The organism is Streptomyces sp. NPDC049687, assembly GCF_044465285.1.
Classification (GTDB): Bacteria; Actinomycetota; Actinomycetes; order Streptomycetales; family Streptomycetaceae; genus Streptomyces.
Window position 1 is genome coordinate 126,924 of the sequence record NZ_JBITLN010000002.1, and the last position, 18,380, is coordinate 145,303.

The following is an 18,380-nucleotide window of genomic DNA, read 5'->3' on the forward strand; positions in this document are numbered from 1 at the left end:
TCGAACACCGTCGGGGTGTCGTGATGCTCGCGCTGATCGCGGCCTTCATGGTCTTCGTCGACGGCACGATCGTGAACCTCACCCTCGCCCAACTCGCCTCGCACCTGCACGCCTCCCGCTCCGAGCTCGAATGGGCGGTCAACGCCTACACCCTCTCCTTCGCCGCGGTGATGCTCGGTGCAGGCGCGATCACGGACACCCTCGGCGCGAAGCGGGTCTTCGTAGCAGGCCTGCTGGTCTTTACCGCGTCCTCTGCGGTCTGCGCGGCCGCCACCTCGATGCTGGTGCTCAACTTCGCCCGGTTGGTCCAGGGCGCCGGCTCCGCTCTGTTGCTGCCGAGCGTGCTCGTCCTTGCCACAGCATCCGCGACCGATGAGCAGGCGCGGAACCGACTCGTCGGCTGGTGGGCCGCCGCCGGGGGCGTCGGAATGGCCGCCGGACCGCTGCTGGGCGGGGCGCTCGTGGCGCTCGCGAACTGGCGTGCCGTGTTCGCCGTCAACGTGGTCATCGGGATCCCCGCCGCCTTTTGGAGCGTCCGCTCGATGCCCACCACCGCGCGCGGCAGTCGGCGCCTCGACATCGCCGGCATGAGTTGTGCGACCGCACTGATCGGAGGGTTGGTCTTCGCGCTCGTCCAAGCCCCCGCGCAGGGCTGGCTGAGCCCCGCAGTCATCATCGCCGCCGCGCTGACTGTCACCGGGCTCGTTGGCTTCGTCTGGGCCGAACGGTCCACCCGGGCACCTCTCCTGCCGCCAGGCGTCTACGCTGACCGCAGGTTCGTCGCCACAGCCGTACAAGGCGCATTGTTCAACTTCGCCTTCTACGGGCTGCTGTTCGCGATGAGCCTGATGCTCCAGCAAGGCCGCGAGCTCAGCGCGCTCGTCAGCGGTTTGTTGTTCCTGCCTCTGACCGGCCTCATCTCGATCGGCAGCATCTGCGCCGCTCCACTCGCGCGACGGATCGGACGTCCCGCTGTCCTGGGCATCGGCCAGGCCGTCCTGGCCACCACGTTCCTCGCGGTGGCGTGGGCCAGCACATCATCCTCGCTCTGGCTGCTGGTGCTTGCCCTTGTTCCCGCCGGGTTCAGCTCCGGACTGCTCGTGCCCACCATGACCTCGCAGTCCATCGCCGCCGTCGAACCCGCCCTGCACGGGGCCGCGTCCGCAGTCTTCAACACCTCCCGCCAGATCGGTGCAGCCATCGGCGTCGCCGCCTTCGGCCCACTCCTCGGAGCAACGCACAACCTCAGCGAGGGGTTCATCGTCTGCGTGGTCGTCGGCGCCGCCGCCACCGCGGTCGCCCTGCTACTGACCGCGCTTACACGACGGGCCACCGTTGCCGCCGCACCCAGAGGCAGCCTGAATGCCCAAGCGCCATGTGCAACCTCGGCCCATGACACTCCCGACAACCTGCCCGAACGCGCTTGACCACCGTCCAAGGGGAACCGTGCTGCACAAAAACGCACCGCTGTCGCCGGAGGGAAGAAGGCGCCTCGTGGAACGCTGCCGTACCCGTCCGATCGCGCATGTCGCATCCGAGATGGGCATCTCCCGCGCATGCGCATCGAAGTGGGTCAACCGAGACCGCCGACACGGCGAACTCGGGCTCGTCGACCGATCCTCGGTACCCCGGCGCCAGCCCACCGCCACCGAAGCGGAAGTCGTGACACGAATCGAGGAGCTACGCCGAACTTGCAAGTCGTCGGCCGCCAGGATCGCCTTCGAACTCCAGGCGGAGGGCATAGCCATCAGCCGCCGCACGGTGTCGCGGCACCTCGTCGTGCTTGGACTGAACCGGCGCCGGTTCATCGACCCCAACGGTGAATCCAACCGTAAGCCGCAAACAATCACCGCGCGACGGCCCGGCCACATGGTCCACATCGACGTGAAGAAGGTAGGCCGGATCCCAGACGGCGGTGGCTGGCGAGCCCACGGAAAGAACAGCGATCACGCCCGTGAAGTCGCGCGACGCAAGAAGAAGAGCGAACGCGGCGGCTATGTTCACCTCCACTCCGCTGTCGATGGCTATTCGCGCCTCGCTTACACCGAGGCACTGCCCGACGAGAAGGCCACCACTGCGGTCGCGTTCCTGCACAGGGCTCGCGCGTGGTTCGCTGCCCATGGAATCACTCACATCGAACGCGTCGTCACCGACAACGGAGCGTGCTATGGGGCCGAAGCGTTCGCACGGGCGCTACATCTCTCTCGCCACCAGCGGATCACGCCCTACACACCCCGCCATAACGGCAAGGTGGAGAGATACAACCGGATCCTCGCCGAAGAGTTCCTCTACGCGCACGTCTGGCTGTCCGAAGCGCAACGCCGCGAGTCCCTCGGGGTCTGGAACATCCACTACAACTACCACCGTCCACACGGCGCAGCCGGAGGTCAGCCTCCGGTATCCCGGCTCCACAATGGCGTAACCAACGTCCTGGCCTCCTACACCTAGCATCCGCTTCCATGACATCATCGATCACCGACAGCGGCGTCCGGCCCTTCCGGCTGGACATTCCGCAGAGCGACCTCGACGACCTGTACGACCGGCTCGACCGCACCCGCTGGCCCCGGGGGCTGCCGGCGGAGGGCTGGGCGTACGGGGTGCCGTCCGGCTATCTGCGGGACCTCGTCCGGTACTGGCGGCAGGAGTACGACTGGCGGGCGGCCGAGGCGCGGCTGAACGGGTGGCCGCAGTTCACGACCACGATCGACGGCGCGAACGTTCACTTCGCCCACGTCCGCTCCCCGGAGCCGGACGCCACCCCGCTGATCCTCACCCACGGCTGGCCCGGCTCGGTCGTCGAGTTCCTGGACGTGGTCGGACCGCTCGCCGATCCCGCGGCGCACGGCGGGGACCCGGCCGACGCCTTCCATGTCGTCGTGCCGAGCATCCCGGGGTTCGGACTGTCCGGGCCGGTCACCGGCAGCGGCTGGGAGGCGGGCCGGATCGCCGACGCGTGGGCCGAGCTGATGACCCGCCTCGGCTATGAGCGGTTCGGGGCGCAGGGCGGCGACTGGGGCGCGGCGATCTCCCGTGAGCTGGGCCGCGCGCACCCCGGCCGCGTGATCGGCGTCCATCTGAACCTGCTGCCGGGGGCGCAGGCCACCCGGGAGCCCGCGCCCGAGGAACTGGAGTCGATGAACCCCGGGGAGCGGGAGCGCGCACTGGAGTCGTGGCGCCGGTGGGCCGCCTTCTCGGCGGAGGGGATCGGCTACGCCGTCCAGCAGTCGACCCGCCCGGGGACTCTGGCGTACGGCCTGACCGACTCGCCGGTCGGTCAACTCGCCTGGATCATCGAGAAGTTCCGGGAGTGGACGGACTCCGAGGAGCTGCCGGAGGAGGCTGTCGACCGGGACCGGCTGCTGACCAACGTGATGCTGTACTGGCTGACCGGGACGGCCGGTTCGTCCGCGCGGATCTACTACGAGCGCCGGCACACCACCTCCGGCCGGATGGCCGCGCCGAACGAGCCGTCGGCCACCCCGACCGCGCTCGCGCTGTTCCCGGCGGAACCGCAGATCCCGCTGCGAGCGCGGGCGGAGCGGACGGAGCGTCTGGTGCGCTGGACGGAGTTCGACCGCGGCGGCCACTTCGCGGCGATGGAGGAACCGGACCTGCTGGTGGGCGACGTGCGTGCGTTCTTCCGGCAGTTGGGCGAGAAGGGCTGAGGACGGCTCTGCCCGTGGCGAATCTGCCCCGGGCAGAGAACCCGACCGCGGGAGTCGTCCGAGGTCGACAGTGGAGTCGACGGCATCCCCGCATCCCAGGAGGAGACCCGATGACCTCACTCACCCCGCTCGCTCCGCGCGCCGAGGAGGGAGACACCCCGCCGACCCGGTTCGACGACCAACTCGCGGCCCAGCTGCTCGCCCAGCGCATCGTGTTCCTCGGCACCCAGGTGGACGAGGTCTCCGCGAACCGTGTCTGCGCGCAGCTGCTGATCCTCTCGGCGGAGGACCCGCGCACGGACATCGCCCTGTACATCAACAGCCCGGGCGGGTCGGTGCACGCGGGGCTGGCGATCTACGACACCATGCGGCTGATCCCCAACGACGTCTCGACGCTCGCCATGGGGTTCGCGGCCAGCATGGGCCAGTTCCTGCTCAGCGTCGGCGCGCCGGGCAAGCGGTACGCGCTGCCGAACGCGCGCGTGATGATGCACCAGCCGTCGGCCGGGATCGGTGGCACCACGGCGGACATCGAGATCCAGGCGGAGAACCTGGAGTTCACGAAGCGGACCATCGAGCGGATCACCGCCGAGCACACCGGCCAGACCCCGGAGACCATCTCCCGGGACGGCGACCGCGACCGCTGGTTCACGGCCGAGGAGGCCCGCGAGTACGGCATGGTGGACCGGGTGGTGGAGTCCCTCGCCGACGTCCGCCCGGCCTCGGCACGGCGACGGATGGGGCTGTGACATGGGGACCTACACGATTCCGAACGTCGTCGAGCGCACCCCGCAGGGCGAGCGGTCCTACGACGTGTTCAGCCGGCTGCTGTCGGAGCGGATCATCTTCCTCGGCACCGAGATCGACGACGGGGTGGCCAACGTCGTCATCGCGCAACTCCTCCATCTGGAGTCGGCGGCCCCGGAGAGGGAGATCTCGATCTACCTCAACTCCCCCGGCGGTTCCTTCACTTCGCTCATGGCGATCTACGACACGATGACGTTCGTCCAGGCGCCGATCTCGACGTTCTGCGTCGGGCAGGCGGCCTCGACGGCGGCCGTGCTGCTGGCGGGCGGGGATCCGGGCCGCCGGTTCGTGCTGGAGCACGCGCGCGTGCTGCTGGGGCAGCCGGCCAGCGGTGGCAGCCGGGGCATGGTCTCCGACCTCGCCCTCCAGGCCAAGGAGATGATCCGCATCCGCGCCCAGGTGGAGGAGGTGCTGGCCCGGCACACGCACCATGACATCGCCACGCTGCGCGCGGACATGGACCGCGACAAGGTGTTCACGGCACCGGAGGCGGTGGCGTACGGGCTGGCCGACGAGGTGCTGAGCCGGCGTCTCATGACGCTGTGAGACGCCGGCCGGCGCGGCCTGTCAGGCGGCCAGGCAAAGGCCGTCGTACGACGAGGACGTCGTCGTACGGCTGTGGCCGGGGTGCCGGCTGTTGAGCCGGACCAGTTCGCCCTGCGCCCGCGCCAGCAGATCGCCGAGGCTCAGGCCGAGGGCGTGGGCGGCGGCCGCGAGGACCTCCGAGGAGGCCTCCTTGCGGCCGCGCTCCACCTCCGACAGATACGGCATGGAGATGCGTGCCTCGTCGGCGACGTCCTTCAACGTGCGTTCCTGTGCCTGGCGTTCGCGGCGCAGCACGTCTCCGACCAGGTCGCGCCAGAGGGGCTCCCTGGTCGCGGGCCGCTCGGGGTCCGGGCGCCCGGCGGGCGGGCGCAGCGGAATCACACGGGCTTGGTTCGGCGCTCGGTTCGTCACCCTTCCAGCCTAGGAACCCGAGGCGCGACGGGGTCTCGGGTTCAGCCCTCGGTGGAATCGGAGTCCGAGGGTCAGCGGCCGACCCGCCCGTCGATGCGTTCGCGCAGGAAATCCGCGTGGCCGTGGTGACGGGCGTACTCCTCGATCATGTGGACGAGCACCTCGCGCAGAGCCACCGGCTCGTCGCGTTTGACACCGGTGACATCGAGGTGCGGCGCCTCGTCGACGAACCTCTCGGCGAAGGCGACCTCGGACCGCCAGGTCTCCCAGGCCTCGGCCACGACCTCGGGGTCGGCCACGGCGGCGCTGAAGTCCAGATCCGGATCGGCCGCGGACCAGTACGGCAGCGGACCGGGCTGTCCGGCCATGACATGGCGGAACCAGTGGTGCTCCACCCGCGCCAGATGGCGGACGAGGCCCAGGAGTGACAGGTCCGACGGCGGCACCGAGCGGCGGGCGAGGTCCTCGGCACCCAGGCCCTCGCACTTCATTCGCAGCAGCAGGCGCTGGTCACGGAGGTATCCGACGAGCGTGGCCCGTTCCCCGAAGAAGCGGTTCCGGCTGCGCGGATCGTCCTCGGGCCCGGCGAACTTGTCCGACCATCCGAAGGTCCGGGCCGGGAGGGGGGAGTCGATGTCGGTCATGGGGACAACGGTCCCCGCCCCCGGACCGGGTCGGCGCCGGTTTCGCGCCACTCCCCCAACCGGAACGTATCCCTCGCCTCCGGAACGCATGGCTCGCGGAAGTCGGGGTACCCGCCCCGTGAGCGGGTCGAGTCCATGCGCGTCCGCTCACGGAACGAGAACAGAACACGTCGAACCGTGACTTCGTGGGGAGAGGGAATGCACACCGCCGTGATCGGGTCGCAGGCTCAAGTCGTCGAGGACACCGCCGGGACCAGCACGGGTGGAGCATCGTTGCCGGGAGTCGAGGACCCGCGGAGCGTCGCTCCGCGCGACGCACGGGAGCTGTCCCGCCAGTTCTTCAAGCGGTTGACCGAACTCGAAGAGGGCACGCACGACTACCAGTACGCGCGCAACACTCTCATTGAGATGAACATGTCCCTCGTGCGGTTCGCGGCCGGGCGTTTCCGGGGTCGCGGGGACGACATGGAGGACATCGTCCAGACCGGCATGATCGGTCTGATCAAGGCCATCGACCGGTTCGAGGTCTCCCGCGAGGTGGAGTTCACGTCGTTCGCGTTGCCGTACATCGTCGGCGAGATCAAGCGCTTCTTCCGTGACACCACCTGGGCGGTGCACGTGCCGCGCCGGCTGCAGGAGCTGCGCGTCGAGCTCGCCAAGGCGCGTGACGAGCTGGCCAGCCGCCTCGACCGGGAACCGACCGTGGCGGAACTCGCCACCCTGATGAACCTTCCGGAGCACGAGGTCGTCGAGGCCCAGATCGCCGCCAACGGCTACAACTCCTCCTCGCTGGACGCCGCCCTCACCGGCGACGGCCCGGAGAACGGCGAGGCCGTCCTCGCGGACTTCATCGGCGTGGAGGAGGCCGGGCTGCGGCTCGTCGAGGACTTCCAGTCGCTCGCCCCGCTCATGGCCGAGCTCAGCGAACGCGACCGGCAGATCCTGCATCTGCGGTTCGTGGAGGAGGCCACCCAGGCGGAGATCGGCGAGCGGCTCGGCTGCTCGCAGATGCACGTCTCCCGCCTGATCAAGCGGATCATCACCCGTTTGCGCCAGGGCATGCTGGGCGAGCTGGGCTGCGCATAGGGCCGCATGGGGGCCTGGGCTTCTCCGCCGAGGCTTCTGGACCGATCCGGCAGGCTCCGGGTGCGGATGCCTGCCGGTCGCGTCGCGCGGGGTGCTGCGAGTGCCCCGCGCTTTCGCCCGTCCTGGCTCGTACCAACGGCTCCTGGGACCCGAATCAGTCGCCCAGCCGCAGCAGGGCGCGGACCCGCTTGCCGACTGGCACCCGCTCGGCGGTGACCTCCGCCGCCAGCGCGTGCACGATCTCCAGCCCATGCCGGCCGACGCGCTCCGGGTCCTTCGGGAACCGCAGGGGCAGGGCGTCGCTGCTGTCGTAGACGCAGACCGCGACGGTGTTGTCGGTGCCCTCGAGTTCCAGGATGTACGGGCCGTTGCTGTGCCGGTCGGCGTTGGTGACCAGTTCGCTGACGACCAGCATCACCTCACCGCTCGCGCGCTCGCCGATGCGTGCGCACCACTCGGTCCTGAGCTGGTCGACGAAGTGCGCCGCGAAGCTGCGGGCCTCGGCGATGCATCCCGGGTCACCGGTGAAATGCGCCGCTCGCCTCAGCGGTTCCACGGGTACGTCGAAACCAGTCGGTATCACTGCCCCGTCCAGGTGCTCGATCATGCGTTTCTCTCTGGGAAGCCGGACTGGCCGGACGCTACTGCGTTGTGCTCGTACCCCGTGCCGCGCCGCGCAGTCCCGTCCGGGTCGCCCCGTTGTGCGCCGAGGGCATGGGGTGCCTCACATGGCGGGTGAGCCGGAAGAGTCCCGCGGGGCCGTGCCCTGGCCCGGCCGCACGCGGACGGCCCCACTCGACGGGCGGGTGGTGCCGGCCTTGCCTAGCGTGGCAGGGTGAGCCCGCGCACCCCCACCGACCAGGCAGTCGGCCGTCACGGTCCCGGCCGGGCGGTCGCCTCGCACGGCTGGGCCCGCGCGATCGCCGTGGCCTTGGCCGGGCTGGCGGCCATGGTGGTCGTGGCCGCGCCGGGCCTGTGGGCGGCGGGGGCCTCGGAGCTGCCCCAGGACGCGTTCCCCCGCGTGGTCGCGGCCACCGTGGTCACGGCCGTCGGCGGCACCGTCGAGCTCTCCGGGAACGCCGGCGGGCTCGCCGACACCCAGGCCGGTCTGACGGTGATTCCCCTGTCCGTCACCGTCGCCGGGGCGCTCGTCACCGCCGCCGGATTCCTGCGGCCGCTGCGCCACCGGGCGGTCGCCGGCGCCCGGGAACTGACCGGCTGGGCGGTCCGGATCGCCGTGGTGTGGCTGCTCGGCCTGCTCGCCCTGGCGCTCGCCGCCCGCCAGACCTTCGCCGTCGACCTGGGCGACGACACACTGAACGACCTCGGCGACCTGTTCGGCGTCCACCCGGAGGTCGGCTTCGCCACGGACGTGCCGCTCACCCTGGTGACCGGACTGCTGTGGCTGGCCGGCGTGCTGCTGCTGGCGCTGCTGGTCGCGCGCGGGGCCCCGCTGCCCGCCCGGCTGCTTCGCTTCCAGGAGTCGGTACGGCCGGCCGCGTACGCGATGGTCGCGCTGCTGCTCGCGTGCGTCGCTCTCGGTCTGGTCATCGCCCTCGTGGTCGCGGTGACGCGCGGCCGGCCGCGGGAGACCCTGGCGGTGGTCCTCCTCGGCCTGCCCAATCTGGTGTGGCTGGCGTTCACCCTCGGGCTCGGCGCGACCTGGAACGGCCGGGTGGAAGGCCCGTTCGGGCTGCCCATGCCGCATGTGCTGGACGAGGTGCTGCGCGGCGAGGAGACCGCCGCGCTGAACCTGCGCAGCATGGCCGAGCACGACGGCCGAGTGTGGTGGCTCGTCGCCGTGGACGCGGTGCTGCTGCTGGGGGCCGCGTTCGTGATGGCGGCCCGCTCCCCCGCCCGGACCCGGGCCTGGCAACACGCCGTGCACATGGCGGTCGCGCTGGTCCTGACCGTGCTGACGGTCTGCCTGCTCGGCCGCGTCTCGGCGCACTACGGCCTCACTGTGCTCGGCATCAACGACCTCGCGGGCCTCTCGGGAGACCTGTTCCTGCGCGCCGGGGTGTGGTCCGCCCTCGGCCTGGCCGCGCTGTGGGGAGCGGCCGCGGGTCTCCTGGGCGCCCTGGCGGCCCGGCCGGTGCACCGGCGCGGCGGGACGACACCGCCTCCGGGCAGGGGCTGACGGTCGCGGAAGACGGCCCGGCCCGGGGGGACGACGTCCCGTCGGCCCCGCTACCGCATCACGGCGGGTTCGTGCCGGCGCAGCAACCGGGAGACGGCGTACCCGAGGACGGCGGAGAGCACGACGAGCATGCCCACGTCGAGCAGCCACACCCCCACCGAGTGCGCGAACAGCGGGTCGCCGGTGATGTCGCCGGGCACGATCCGGGACAGCCCGATGGTGCCGGCCATCGCGCCGAGCGCCCAGCGCGAGGGGACGAGCCAGGAGAGCTGCTCCGGGCCGGGCACGCCGTCGAGCCTCAGCAGCGCTCCGCAGAACACCACTTGCACGATCGCGAGCAGCACGAGGAGCGGCATCGTCACCTCCTCCTTGCGCACCAGCGCGGAGATCAGCAGACCGAGCATCATCGCGGTGAACGCCAGCAGGGCGACGGCGACGGCGATCTCGACCAGGGGAGGCAGCAACACGCCCCTGCCCTCCGGGGCGCCGAGGTCGACGCCGAACAGGGCGACGAGGGTGAGGACGACCGCCTGGACGACGGTCACCGTGCCGAGGACGACGACCTTGGACATCAGGTACGCCGATCTGGACAGGCCGACGGCCCGCTCCCGCCGGTAGATCACCCGTTCCTTGACGAGTTCGCGCACGGCGTTGGCCGCGCCGGTCAGGACGCCGCCGACGCACAGGATCAGCAGCGCGTTCATCGCGGTGTCCCGGCTGAGTTCACCGCCGGCCAGGGCGCGGGCCATGACGCCCATCACGAACGGCAGGGCAATCATGATGGCCAGGAAGGTACGGTCGGCGCCGAGCGCGGCCGCGTAGCGGCGGACCAGGGTGCCGAGTTGGGCGCCGCGGCTGCGGGGACGGGGCGGTGGGAGCATGATCACCGGGCCCTCACGGGGCAGGCGCGGCTGGGCGCTCGAGTCGACGACGTACTGCCGGTGGTACGGCGAGTCGCGGTACTCCCCCGCCCAGTCCCGGTCCCGGTCCCGTTCGAACGCCTCGAAGGCCTCGGGCCACTGCGCGAAGCCGAAGAAGGCGAGGGCCTCCTCGGGGGGCCCGTAGTAGGCGATCCGGCCGCCCGGCGCCAGGACCAGCAGCCGGTCGCACACCTCGAGGCTGAGGACGCTGTGGGTGACGACGATGACGGTGCGGCCGTCGTCGGCGAGGCCGCGCAGCATGTGCATCACCGAGCGGTCCATGCCGGGGTCGAGGCCGGAGGTCGGCTCGTCGAGGAAGAGCAGCGACGGCTTCGTCAGCAGCTCCAGGGCCACGCTGACCCGTTTGCGCTGGCCGCCGGAGAGGCTGTGCACGGGCTGCCCGGCGCGCTGCTCGAGGCGCAGTTCGCGGATGACCTCCTCGACCCGTTCCCGGCGCTCTGCCTTCGCGGTGTCCTGCGGGAAGCGCAGTTCGGCGGCGTAGGCGAGGGCGGAGCGGACGGTGAGCTGGGCGTGCAGGATGTCGTCCTGCGGGACCACTCCGATGCGCTGGCGCAGCTCGGCGTAGTCGCGGTACAGGTCCCGGCCGTCGTAGACGACCGTCCCGTGGTCGGCGGGGCGCTGGCCCGTGAGGGCGTTGAGCAGCGTGGACTTGCCGGCGCCGCTCGGTCCGACGACGGCGAGCAGGCACTTCTCCCCCACCGGGAACGACACATGGTCGAGCAGGGTCGTACGGCCGCGGTCGACGGCGACCGTGAGGTCCTGGACGTCGAGGGAGACCTCACCGGTGTCGACGTACTCCCGCAGTTCGTCGCCGACCAGGCAGAGTTCCGAGTGGCCGACGCCGACGATGTCGCCGGGGCAGACGGGGGCGAGGGTGACGGGAAAACCGTTGAGGTACGTGCCGTTGTGGCTGCCGAGGTCGGCGATCTCGTAGGTGCCGTCGGGCAGGGCGCGCAGTTCGGCGTGCCGGCGTGAGACGACCAGGTCGTCGATGACGAGGTCGTTGTCGCCGGCGCGGCCGATCCGGACGGTTCGGGTGGGCAGCGGCCGTACGGCGGTGGGCTCGCGGAAGGTGCCGGTGCTGGACGGCATCGACACCGCCGACGGGCGTTCGGGGGCCGGCGCGGGCCGGCTCGCCAGGACCGCGCACGGGCCGTCGGACAGGCTGCCGAAGCGGATCACACTGCCGGGCCCGACCTTCCCCTCCCGGACGCGGCGGCCGTCCGCCCAGGTGCCGTTGAGGCTGTGCTCGTCCACGAGGGTCCAGTGGTCGCCGTCGGGTCGCAGTACGGCGTGGTGCCAGGAGACCCGGGTGTCGTCGAGCACGATGTGGCTGAGCGGATCCCGGCCGACGTAATAGGCGTGGCCCGGGATCATCACGGTGGAGCCCGACTCGGTCGTCAGCACGAGTTCGGGCGCCGTCGGGCCGACCGGCCGCTCCACCATGCCGGAATTCTATCGATTCGTATGACTGCGTGCCCGCTCAGCCCACCGGCATGACGAGCGCCGGTGCCGTCCGCTGCATACGCAGCGCGTCCACGGACTCGGCGAGCAGTTCGTACTCGGTGGTGTCGTCGCTCACCGCGATCCGCACCAGCCGCCCGCCCGCCAACTCGTCGGCCACCAGCTCCTGCTGGTCGACGTCCGCGCACCAGGCCCGCAACAGGCCGGGCACGTCGGGGACGGTTCCGGCGACCGGCACGAGGGCACCGGGCGGGAAGCGCCCGCCGTCGGGCCGCGGGTCGAGCCGTTCCGCCATCCACAGGGCGCGGTCCCGTAACCACCACAGCGCGAGCGCCAGCGTCGGCGCGCGGTACGTGCCGAGCGGTACGCCGATTCGACGGCCGTCGCAGTATCCGTACGCCGTGACATGGCACAGGAATTCGTCGTGCATGTCTCCACTCCCCCGAGTGTCGTATGCCGGCCCTGCCTCGCTTTCCGTGCGGCTCCTGGGAGGCGAACTGCCCCTGACGTTCGAGTATGTTCACTTCTAAAACACTGTCACCATGACTTTCCGGCCAGTCTCTTGGCATATTCATCGCCCTTCCGGGCCGAATTCCAGCCGCGGAGCCGACCCCTCCGCTCACCTGCGCACCGTTTCTCCTGGTAATCGGCCGGTGACACGGCGGATTCGGCGGGTGTGGCCGGATCACACCTTGGCCGACGATGAGCTCCTCCCCTTGCGGCGATCCGCAGGAAGAAGCAGGAAGAAGAACCACCGCAAGTGGAGGAATCGTGGAGACGGCTGACGGAACGGTTCAGCCGTTGACCACCGCGTCGATCCGGGCCAGCTCGTCGGCCTCGAAGTCCAGGTTGGCCAGGGCGCCGACGCTGTCCTCGATCTGCCGCGCGCTGCTCGCGCCGACCAGCGCGGAGGTCACCCGGCCGCCGCGCAGCACCCAGGCGAGGGCGAGCTGGGCGAGGGACTGACCGCGGGACTTGGCGATGTCGTCCAGGGTCCGCAGCTTGCCGACCAGTTCCTCGGTCAGCGCGTCGGAGTTCAGGAACGGGCTGTCGCTCGCCGCCCGCGAGCCCTCCGGAATGCCGTCGAGGTAGCGGGAGGTCAGCAGGCCCTGCTCCAGCGGGGAGAAGACGATCGAGCCGACCTGGAGCTCGTCCAGGGCGTCCAGCAGGCCCTCGCTCTCCGGGCGGCGGTCGAGCATCGAGTAGCGGGGCTGGTGGATGAGGAGCGGGGTGCCGAGCTCGCCGAGGATACGGGCGGCCTCGCGGGTCTGCTCCGCCGAGTAGTTGGAGACGCCGACGTACAGCGCCTTGCCCTGCTGGACCGCGGAGTGCAGGGCGCCCATCGTCTCCTCCAGGGGAGTCTCCGGGTCGGGGCGGTGCGAGTAGAAGATGTCGACGTAGTCCAGGCCCATCCGCTTCAGGCTCTGGTCGAGGGACGACAGCACGTACTTGCGTGAGCCCCACTCGCCGTACGGTCCGGGCCACATCAGGTAGCCGGCCTTGGTCGAGATCACCAGCTCGTCCCGGTAGGACGCGAAGTCCGTCTTCAGGAACTGCCCCAGCGCGGACTCGGCGGCGCCGGGCGGCGGGCCGTAGTTGTTGGCCAGGTCGAAGTGGGTGATCCCGAGGTCGAAGGCGCGGCGCAGGATGGCCCGCTGGGTCTCGACCGGGCGGTCCGGACCGAAGTTGTGCCACAGTCCGAGCGACAGCGCGGGAAGCATCAGGCCGCTGCGTCCGGTGCGCCGGTAGGGCATGTCCGCGTAGCGGTCGGGGTGTGCGGTGTACAACGCGACTCCAAGAAGAATTGGTTTCGGGAACCGTCGTCCACTCTGGCCCGACCTGCGGGTAGTGGTCCAACAGAAGAATCCGATGGGATTGTCCGGCTACGCTTCTCAATCATGGAACTGCGCCACCTCCAGCACTTCGTCGCCGTCGCCGAGGACCAGCACTTCACCCGGGCCGCCGAACGCCTGATGGTGTCCCAGTCGGGTCTCTCGGCGTCGATCCGGGCGCTGGAGCGCGAGCTGCGGGCGCCGCTGTTCGTGCGGACGACCCGGCGGGTGACGCTGACGGAGGCGGGCCGGGCGCTGCTGGCGGAGGCGGAGCGGATCCTCGCCCAGGTGCGCGCGGCGCACGAGGCGGTGGCCGCCGTGCAGGGCGTGGTCCGCGGCACGCTCTCCGTGGGCACCGAGCAGTGCATCGCCGGGGTGAACGTGGCGGGGCTGCTCGCCGCGTTCCGGCGACGCCACCCGGACGTGGAGATCCGGCTCCGGCAGACCGGTTCGGGCGCGCTCGGCGAGGAGGTGGCGGCCGGCCGGCTCGATCTCGCCTTCGCCTACCGCACCCAGGTGGACACCGACCAGCTGCGCTGCGTACCGCTGGCCAGTGAGGCGATGTTCGTGCTGTGCCATCCCGACCACCGCCTGGCCCGGGCGGCCGCCGCTCTCACCCCGGAGGACATCGCGGGCGAGGTGTTCGTGGACTTCCATCCGGACTGGGGACCGCGCCGGGCCACCGACGCCGCCTTCGCGGGCGCGGGGGCACGCCGTACGGTGGCGCTCGAGGTGAACGACGTGCACAGCCTGCTGGACCTGGTGGACGAGAACCTCGGCGTCGCCGTCGTGCCACGGCACTTCCGGCACAAACGGGAGGCGCTCACCGCGCTGCCCCTGAAGGGCACCGGAGAGGCGGTCTACGAGACGGTGGCCCTGCTCCCGCCCGCCGCGGCCACCAGCCCGGCGGCCCGGGCGCTGATGGCACTGCTGGAGGCCGGGGAGCCGTAGGGGTGTCCGGGAGGCCCGAGAAGCGGAGGGGGCTCAAGAGGCGGAGGGGGCTCAAGAGGCGGTCAAAGAAGCGGCGGGACGGCGGCGCCTGCGCGATGGTGGACCTATGCATGCGAAGGACATCCTCATCGACGGGTACAACCGCATCCAGGAAGAAGTCCACGCCGCCGTCGAGGGCCTGGACCCCGACGACCTCAACGCCCTCCCCACCCCCGAGACCAACTCCATCGCCTGGCTCGTCTGGCATCTCACCCGCGTCCAGGACGACCACGTCGCCGACGCCTTCGACCTGGACCAGGTGTGGCTGAGCCAGGACTGGGAGAAACGGTTCGGACTGGATCTGCCGCGCCATGACACCGGGTACGGGCACAGCCCCGCCAAGGTCGCGAAGGTGCGGGTCGAGGATCCCGACCTGCTCATCGGCTACCACGACGCCGTGCACGAGCAGAGCCTGAGGGCGCTGCGCGCGCTGACGGCGGCGGACCTCGAACGCGTGGTGGACGTGCGCTGGGATCCGCCGGTCATCCTGGGCGTACGGCTGGTCAGCGTCCTGTCCGACGATCTGCAGCACGTCGGACAGGCCGCCTACGTGCGCGGGCTGCTTCAGAGCGCGGCCGCGTAAGCGGGCAGGACGACGTCCTCGATGAGGGCCCTGCGCTCGTCGAACGGGATGAACGCGCTCTTCAGGGCGTTCACCGTGACCGTGCGCAGGTCCTCTACGGTCCAGCCGGCCTCCTCGACGAGGAGGGACATCTCCCGGGTCATCGTGGTGCCGGACACCAGACGGTTGTCGGTGTTGAGGGTGACGCGGAAGCCGAGGTCCTTCAGCTCCGTGATCGGGTGCCCGGCGACGGAGGTGGCCGCGCCGGTCTGGAGGTTGGACGTCGGGCACATCTCCAGGGCGATCCGGCGGTCGCGCACCCACCCGGCGAGCCGGCCGAGCTTGCCGTCGACGATGTCGTCGGTGATGCGCACGCCGTGTCCGATGCGCTGGGCGCCGCAGACCTGCAGAGCCTGGTGGATGCTGGGCAGGCCGTGGGCCTCACCGGCGTGGATGGTGAAGGGGACGCTCTCGCGGCGCAGGTGCTCGAAGGCTTCGAGGTGATCTGCGGGCGGGAAGCCGTCCTCGGCGCCGGCGATGTCGAAGCCGACCACACCCGCGTCCCGGAAGGCGACGGCCAGGTCGGCGGCCTCGCGCACGCGGTCGAACATCCGCATGCCGCACAGCAGCGTGCCGACCCGGACCGGCGTCCCGGCGGCTGCCGCCTTCGCCATGCCGGCCGCCAGGCCCTCCTGGACGGTCTCCACGACCTCGGCGAGGCTCAGCCCGCCGTTGACGTTCAGCTCGGGGGCGTAGCGCACCTCGCCGTAGACGACGCCGTCCGCCGCCAGGTCGAGCACGTACTCCTCGGCGGTGCGCAGCAGGCCTTCGCGGGTCTGCATCACGGCGAGGGTGTGCTCGAAGGTGGCTATGTAGCGCACCAGGTCACCCGAGTTCGCGGCCTCGAAGTACCAGGCGGCCAGCTCGTCGGGGTCGGTGGTGGGCAGGGTGTGACCGACCGCGTCGGCGAGCTCCACGACGGTGGCGGGGCGCAGGCCGCCGTCGAGGTGGTCGTGCAGGACGGCCTTGGGCAGCCGGCGGAGGGTGTCGGTGTCGATACGGGGCGCGGTCATGTGCGTGCTGTCTTTCTCGGGTCAGGCGGTGGTGGCGGGCTGGAGCAGGTCCCAGCGGTTTCCGTACAGGTCCTGGAAGACGGCGACGGAGCCGTACGGCTCGTGGCGGGGCGCCTCCAGGAAGGTCACGCCGGCGGAGAGCATCCGGGCGTGGTCGCGGGCGAAGTCGTCGGTGTGCAGGAAGAAGCCGACGCGGCCGCCGGTCTGGTCGCCGATGCGGGCACGCTGGGCGTCGTCCACGGCGCGGGCGAGCAGCAGCCCGGTGCCGTCCTGGCCCTCGCCCGGCCGTACGACGACCCAGCGGGAGCCGTGGGGCCGCGGCGCGTCCTCGACGAGCCGGAAGCCGAGGGCGTCGGTGTAGAAGCGGATCGCCTCGTCGTAGTCGTCGACGACGAGGGTGACCAGGGCGATGCGTGACATCGGGGCCTTTCGGAAGCCGTGCGGCAGTTGCGATTGACGGGAGAGGTTATACGTAAAACCTCCCCGACGCCAGTCACGGTGCTGGGTGCCCGCGGCGCTGTTCTCGGCGAGGTGGTCGGGGTCGCCGGTGCGGCTGCGGGACGGCCAGGAGGTCGGGGCCCCGGGTCCGCCCGGGTTCGGCCGAGGCATCCCTTCCGCGATGAGTTCCGGCCGCCCCGCGGGTCTGTTCTGATGAGCGCCGCAGGACGTCGTTGCGACGCCGCCCGGCACGAGACACCTCGGAGGACACGATGACGACCACACCCGGCAACGCGAGCAGCGACCTCCCCGGCAAGCCGCCGGTCGTCGACCTGGCCACCTGGCAGGCGGCGCGCGATGAGCTGCTGGTCCGCGAGAAGGCGCACACCCGCGCGGGCGACGCGATCGCCGCGGCCCGGCGGCGGCTGCCGATGGTCGAGCTCGACGGCACGGTCGAGGTCACCGGCGCTGACGGGCCGGTCCCGTTCCTGGACCTGTTCCAGGGGCGCGACGAGCTCGTGGTCTACAAGCACATGTGGTACGACGGCGCGCCGCACCAGGGGCAGTGCGAGGGCTGCACCACCACGGCCTGGCACGTGAAGGACGCCGTCTACCTCAACGCCCGGGGCGTCTCGTTCGCCGTCCTGACCACGGGCCCGTGGGACGAGGTGGCCGACTACGTCGAGTTCATGGGGTACACCCAGCCCTGGTACTCGGTGCGGGGCGTGGCGGCGCCGGTCGGCGGAGAGATGGGGTACATCACCTGTTTTCTGCGCGACGGCGACCGCGTGTTCCTCACCTACTCCACGACGGGCCGCGGCAACGAGCCTGTCAACGGGTCCCTCGCCCTGCTCGACATGACGCCCTACGGCCGCGGCGAGGCGTGGGAGGACAATCCCGAGGGCCGGCCCGTGATCGGCGATGTCCGCGAGGGGCACCCGTCCACGGGCCGCCAGGCCTGCTGGTACTGGCGCTCGGACGCCGACGGCGTCGCCACCTGGGGCCCGACCAGCCGGCCCGTGCCGCAATGGACCCGCCCCGGCGCCACCCCCGTGGAGACCCTCGGCCGGCACGGCCACCACCACTGACGCGCCTTCGTCGACGGCGTCGGCACAGGGTGTGGGGCCGGCTGCCCGGCTGAGGAAACGCGTCGAGCGCGGTGTCCGCGGGCGGCCGCCGACCGGGCCGCCTCGGGATGCGGGACCGACCTCAGCCCTCCGCGTCCACGAATCCCAGCCTCCGGTTCATGGCTATGGCGTTCGCGTTCGCCGGGTGATGGAAGGTCCGCACCTTGGTCGCTCCGGACTCCCTGGCGAAGGCCATTCCGAAGGCTTTCATGGCGATCGAGATGCCACGGCCCCGGTAGGCGGCCCGCACGCCGGTCATCTCGTTGAAAACGAAGTCCCCGTGCCTCGACGTAGCCGCCATGCCGATCCAGGTGTCGCCGTCCAAGGCGATCACGACGCCCCGCGGGTCGTAGCCGGCGGCCGCGAAGCGCCGCTCGACATACTCGTCGAACGAATAGAACTCCCCACGTTCGGGGATGTCGGCGGAGCACTCCTTGTTCAGCTCGTACAACACGCGACGGTGTGCGGGCGTGTCGCCCAGTTCGGCGAGAGTGGTCAAGCGAATGCCGTCAGCACCGCATCGCGTCACGTACTTCTCGAAACAGGGGGCATCGAACTGCGCGATGTCCAGTTCGAGTTTCACCCATGGGTCGGACATGTTCCCCTCCACTGTGCGACGGTCGCCCTCGTCCTGCTGCCCGATCCAGCTGCGGA

19 protein-coding genes are annotated in these 18,380 nt (G+C 71.0%); 10 read left to right on the top strand and 9 right to left on the bottom strand.

Annotated features, from left to right (window positions below; genetic code table 11):
- Positions 1-23: 23 nt before the first annotated feature.
- From ACIBVL_RS05855 to ACIBVL_RS05875, 5 genes are all read left to right on the top strand, one after another.
- Complete coding sequence (locus ACIBVL_RS05855; RefSeq protein ID WP_399092428.1) at positions 24-1,427, top strand: MFS transporter; 1,404 nt, start codon at positions 24-26, stop codon at positions 1,425-1,427.
- A gap of 19 nt (positions 1,428-1,446) precedes the next feature.
- A complete protein-coding gene (locus ACIBVL_RS05860; protein WP_399092432.1) occupies positions 1,447-2,448 on the top strand; it encodes an IS481 family transposase in 1,002 nt (333 codons plus the stop codon).
- A gap of 11 nt (positions 2,449-2,459) precedes the next feature.
- Positions 2,460-3,665: an epoxide hydrolase family protein gene (locus ACIBVL_RS05865; protein WP_399092435.1), complete on the top strand. Its 1,206-nt coding sequence runs from the start codon at positions 2,460-2,462 to the stop codon at positions 3,663-3,665.
- A gap of 110 nt (positions 3,666-3,775) precedes the next feature.
- Positions 3,776-4,414, top strand: a complete 639-nt coding sequence (locus tag ACIBVL_RS05870; protein ID WP_399092438.1) for an ATP-dependent Clp protease proteolytic subunit — start codon at positions 3,776-3,778, stop codon at positions 4,412-4,414.
- A gap of 1 nt (position 4,415) precedes the next feature.
- Positions 4,416-5,018: a ClpP family protease gene (locus ACIBVL_RS05875; RefSeq protein WP_399092441.1), complete on the top strand. Its 603-nt coding sequence runs from the start codon at positions 4,416-4,418 to the stop codon at positions 5,016-5,018.
- A gap of 21 nt (positions 5,019-5,039) precedes the next feature.
- On the opposite strand, the gene ACIBVL_RS05880 is transcribed toward ACIBVL_RS05875, so the two are convergent.
- Positions 5,040-5,429, bottom strand: coding sequence for a helix-turn-helix domain-containing protein (locus ACIBVL_RS05880; protein ID WP_399092444.1), 390 nt, complete (start codon positions 5,427-5,429; stop codon positions 5,040-5,042).
- A gap of 71 nt (positions 5,430-5,500) precedes the next feature.
- Entirely contained in the window at positions 5,501-6,073 is a 573-nt protein-coding gene (locus ACIBVL_RS05885; protein ID WP_399092447.1) for a DinB family protein, read from the bottom strand.
- A 198-nt stretch (positions 6,074-6,271) separates the two neighbouring features.
- Between ACIBVL_RS05885 and ACIBVL_RS05890 the strand changes: the two genes are divergently transcribed.
- Positions 6,272-7,159, top strand: coding sequence for an RNA polymerase sigma factor SigF (locus tag ACIBVL_RS05890; protein WP_399092450.1), 888 nt, complete (start codon positions 6,272-6,274; stop codon positions 7,157-7,159).
- A 154-nt stretch (positions 7,160-7,313) separates the two neighbouring features.
- Here ACIBVL_RS05890 and ACIBVL_RS05895 read toward each other — a convergent pair whose 3' ends face one another.
- The gene (locus tag ACIBVL_RS05895; RefSeq protein WP_399092453.1) at positions 7,314-7,766 is read right to left on the bottom strand and encodes an ATP-binding protein; all 453 of its coding nucleotides are present in this window, start codon (positions 7,764-7,766) and stop codon (positions 7,314-7,316) included.
- A 228-nt stretch (positions 7,767-7,994) separates the two neighbouring features.
- Here ACIBVL_RS05895 and ACIBVL_RS05900 point away from each other — a divergent pair, with 228 nt between their 5' ends.
- Positions 7,995-9,299 (top strand): streptophobe family protein, encoded by a 1,305-nt coding sequence (locus tag ACIBVL_RS05900; protein ID WP_399092456.1) that lies wholly within the window; start codon positions 7,995-7,997, stop codon positions 9,297-9,299.
- A 50-nt stretch (positions 9,300-9,349) separates the two neighbouring features.
- Here the strand turns inward: ACIBVL_RS05900 and ACIBVL_RS05905 are convergent, their stop codons facing one another.
- The 3 genes from ACIBVL_RS05905 to mgrA form a co-directional block, all read right to left on the bottom strand.
- On the bottom strand, positions 9,350-11,686 hold the full coding sequence (locus tag ACIBVL_RS05905) for an FHA domain-containing protein (RefSeq protein WP_399092459.1): 2,337 nt from the start codon (positions 11,684-11,686) through the stop codon (positions 9,350-9,352).
- A 37-nt stretch (positions 11,687-11,723) separates the two neighbouring features.
- A complete protein-coding gene (locus ACIBVL_RS05910; protein ID WP_399092462.1) occupies positions 11,724-12,134 on the bottom strand; it encodes a hypothetical protein in 411 nt (136 codons plus the stop codon).
- Between the two features lie 364 nt (positions 12,135-12,498).
- Complete coding sequence (mgrA, locus tag ACIBVL_RS05915; protein WP_399092465.1) at positions 12,499-13,491, bottom strand: L-glyceraldehyde 3-phosphate reductase; 993 nt, start codon at positions 13,489-13,491, stop codon at positions 12,499-12,501.
- A 111-nt stretch (positions 13,492-13,602) separates the two neighbouring features.
- On the opposite strand from mgrA, the gene ACIBVL_RS05920 reads away from it, so the two are divergent.
- Positions 13,603-14,487: a LysR family transcriptional regulator gene (locus tag ACIBVL_RS05920; RefSeq protein WP_399092468.1), complete on the top strand. Its 885-nt coding sequence runs from the start codon at positions 13,603-13,605 to the stop codon at positions 14,485-14,487.
- A gap of 106 nt (positions 14,488-14,593) precedes the next feature.
- Entirely contained in the window at positions 14,594-15,109 is a 516-nt protein-coding gene (locus tag ACIBVL_RS05925; protein WP_399092472.1) for a DUF664 domain-containing protein, read from the top strand.
- Here ACIBVL_RS05925 and ACIBVL_RS05930 read toward each other — a convergent pair.
- On the bottom strand, positions 15,091-16,161 hold the full coding sequence (locus ACIBVL_RS05930; RefSeq protein ID WP_399092475.1) for an adenosine deaminase: 1,071 nt from the start codon (positions 16,159-16,161) through the stop codon (positions 15,091-15,093). The two genes, ACIBVL_RS05925 and ACIBVL_RS05930, sit on opposite strands and share 19 nt — an antisense overlap.
- Positions 16,162-16,182: 21 nt before the next feature.
- The gene (locus tag ACIBVL_RS05935; protein WP_399092478.1) at positions 16,183-16,581 is read right to left on the bottom strand and encodes a VOC family protein; all 399 of its coding nucleotides are present in this window, start codon (positions 16,579-16,581) and stop codon (positions 16,183-16,185) included.
- Positions 16,582-16,871: 290 nt separating this feature from the next.
- On the opposite strand from ACIBVL_RS05935, the gene ACIBVL_RS05940 reads away from it, so the two are divergent.
- Positions 16,872-17,687: a DUF899 domain-containing protein gene (locus ACIBVL_RS05940; protein WP_399092481.1), complete on the top strand. Its 816-nt coding sequence runs from the start codon at positions 16,872-16,874 to the stop codon at positions 17,685-17,687.
- A gap of 121 nt (positions 17,688-17,808) precedes the next feature.
- Here ACIBVL_RS05940 and ACIBVL_RS05945 read toward each other — a convergent pair whose 3' ends face one another.
- Entirely contained in the window at positions 17,809-18,324 is a 516-nt protein-coding gene (locus ACIBVL_RS05945; RefSeq protein ID WP_399092484.1) for a GNAT family N-acetyltransferase, read from the bottom strand.
- Between the last annotated feature and the right edge of the window lie 56 nt (positions 18,325-18,380).

What these genes read in the sequence shown, in the direction of transcription:
- ACIBVL_RS05920 (WP_399092468.1), top strand. Translation starts at nt 13,603, where the DNA reads ATGGAACTGCGCCACCTCCAGCACTTCGTCGCCGTCGCCGAGGACCAG.
- ACIBVL_RS05925 (WP_399092472.1), top strand. Translation starts at nt 14,594, where the DNA reads ATGCATGCGAAGGACATCCTCATCGACGGGTACAACCGCATCCAGGAA.
- ACIBVL_RS05890 (WP_399092450.1), top strand. Translation starts at nt 6,272, where the DNA reads ATGCACACCGCCGTGATCGGGTCGCAGGCTCAAGTCGTCGAGGACACC.
- ACIBVL_RS05875 (WP_399092441.1), top strand. Translation starts at nt 4,416, where the DNA reads ATGGGGACCTACACGATTCCGAACGTCGTCGAGCGCACCCCGCAGGGC.
- ACIBVL_RS05895 (WP_399092453.1), bottom strand. Translation starts at nt 7,766, where the DNA reads ATGATCGAGCACCTGGACGGGGCAGTGATACCGACTGGTTTCGACGTA.
- ACIBVL_RS05935 (WP_399092478.1), bottom strand. Translation starts at nt 16,581, where the DNA reads ATGTCACGCATCGCCCTGGTCACCCTCGTCGTCGACGACTACGACGAG.
- ACIBVL_RS05910 (WP_399092462.1), bottom strand. Translation starts at nt 12,134, where the DNA reads ATGCACGACGAATTCCTGTGCCATGTCACGGCGTACGGATACTGCGAC.
- ACIBVL_RS05870 (WP_399092438.1), top strand. Translation starts at nt 3,776, where the DNA reads ATGACCTCACTCACCCCGCTCGCTCCGCGCGCCGAGGAGGGAGACACC.
- ACIBVL_RS05865 (WP_399092435.1), top strand. Translation starts at nt 2,460, where the DNA reads ATGACATCATCGATCACCGACAGCGGCGTCCGGCCCTTCCGGCTGGAC.
- ACIBVL_RS05945 (WP_399092484.1), bottom strand. Translation starts at nt 18,324, where the DNA reads ATGTCCGACCCATGGGTGAAACTCGAACTGGACATCGCGCAGTTCGAT.
- ACIBVL_RS05905 (WP_399092459.1), bottom strand. Translation starts at nt 11,686, where the DNA reads ATGGTGGAGCGGCCGGTCGGCCCGACGGCGCCCGAACTCGTGCTGACG.
- ACIBVL_RS05885 (WP_399092447.1), bottom strand. Translation starts at nt 6,073, where the DNA reads ATGACCGACATCGACTCCCCCCTCCCGGCCCGGACCTTCGGATGGTCG.
- ACIBVL_RS05930 (WP_399092475.1), bottom strand. Translation starts at nt 16,161, where the DNA reads ATGACCGCGCCCCGTATCGACACCGACACCCTCCGCCGGCTGCCCAAG.
- ACIBVL_RS05855 (WP_399092428.1), top strand. Translation starts at nt 24, where the DNA reads ATGCTCGCGCTGATCGCGGCCTTCATGGTCTTCGTCGACGGCACGATC.
- ACIBVL_RS05940 (WP_399092481.1), top strand. Translation starts at nt 16,872, where the DNA reads ATGACGACCACACCCGGCAACGCGAGCAGCGACCTCCCCGGCAAGCCG.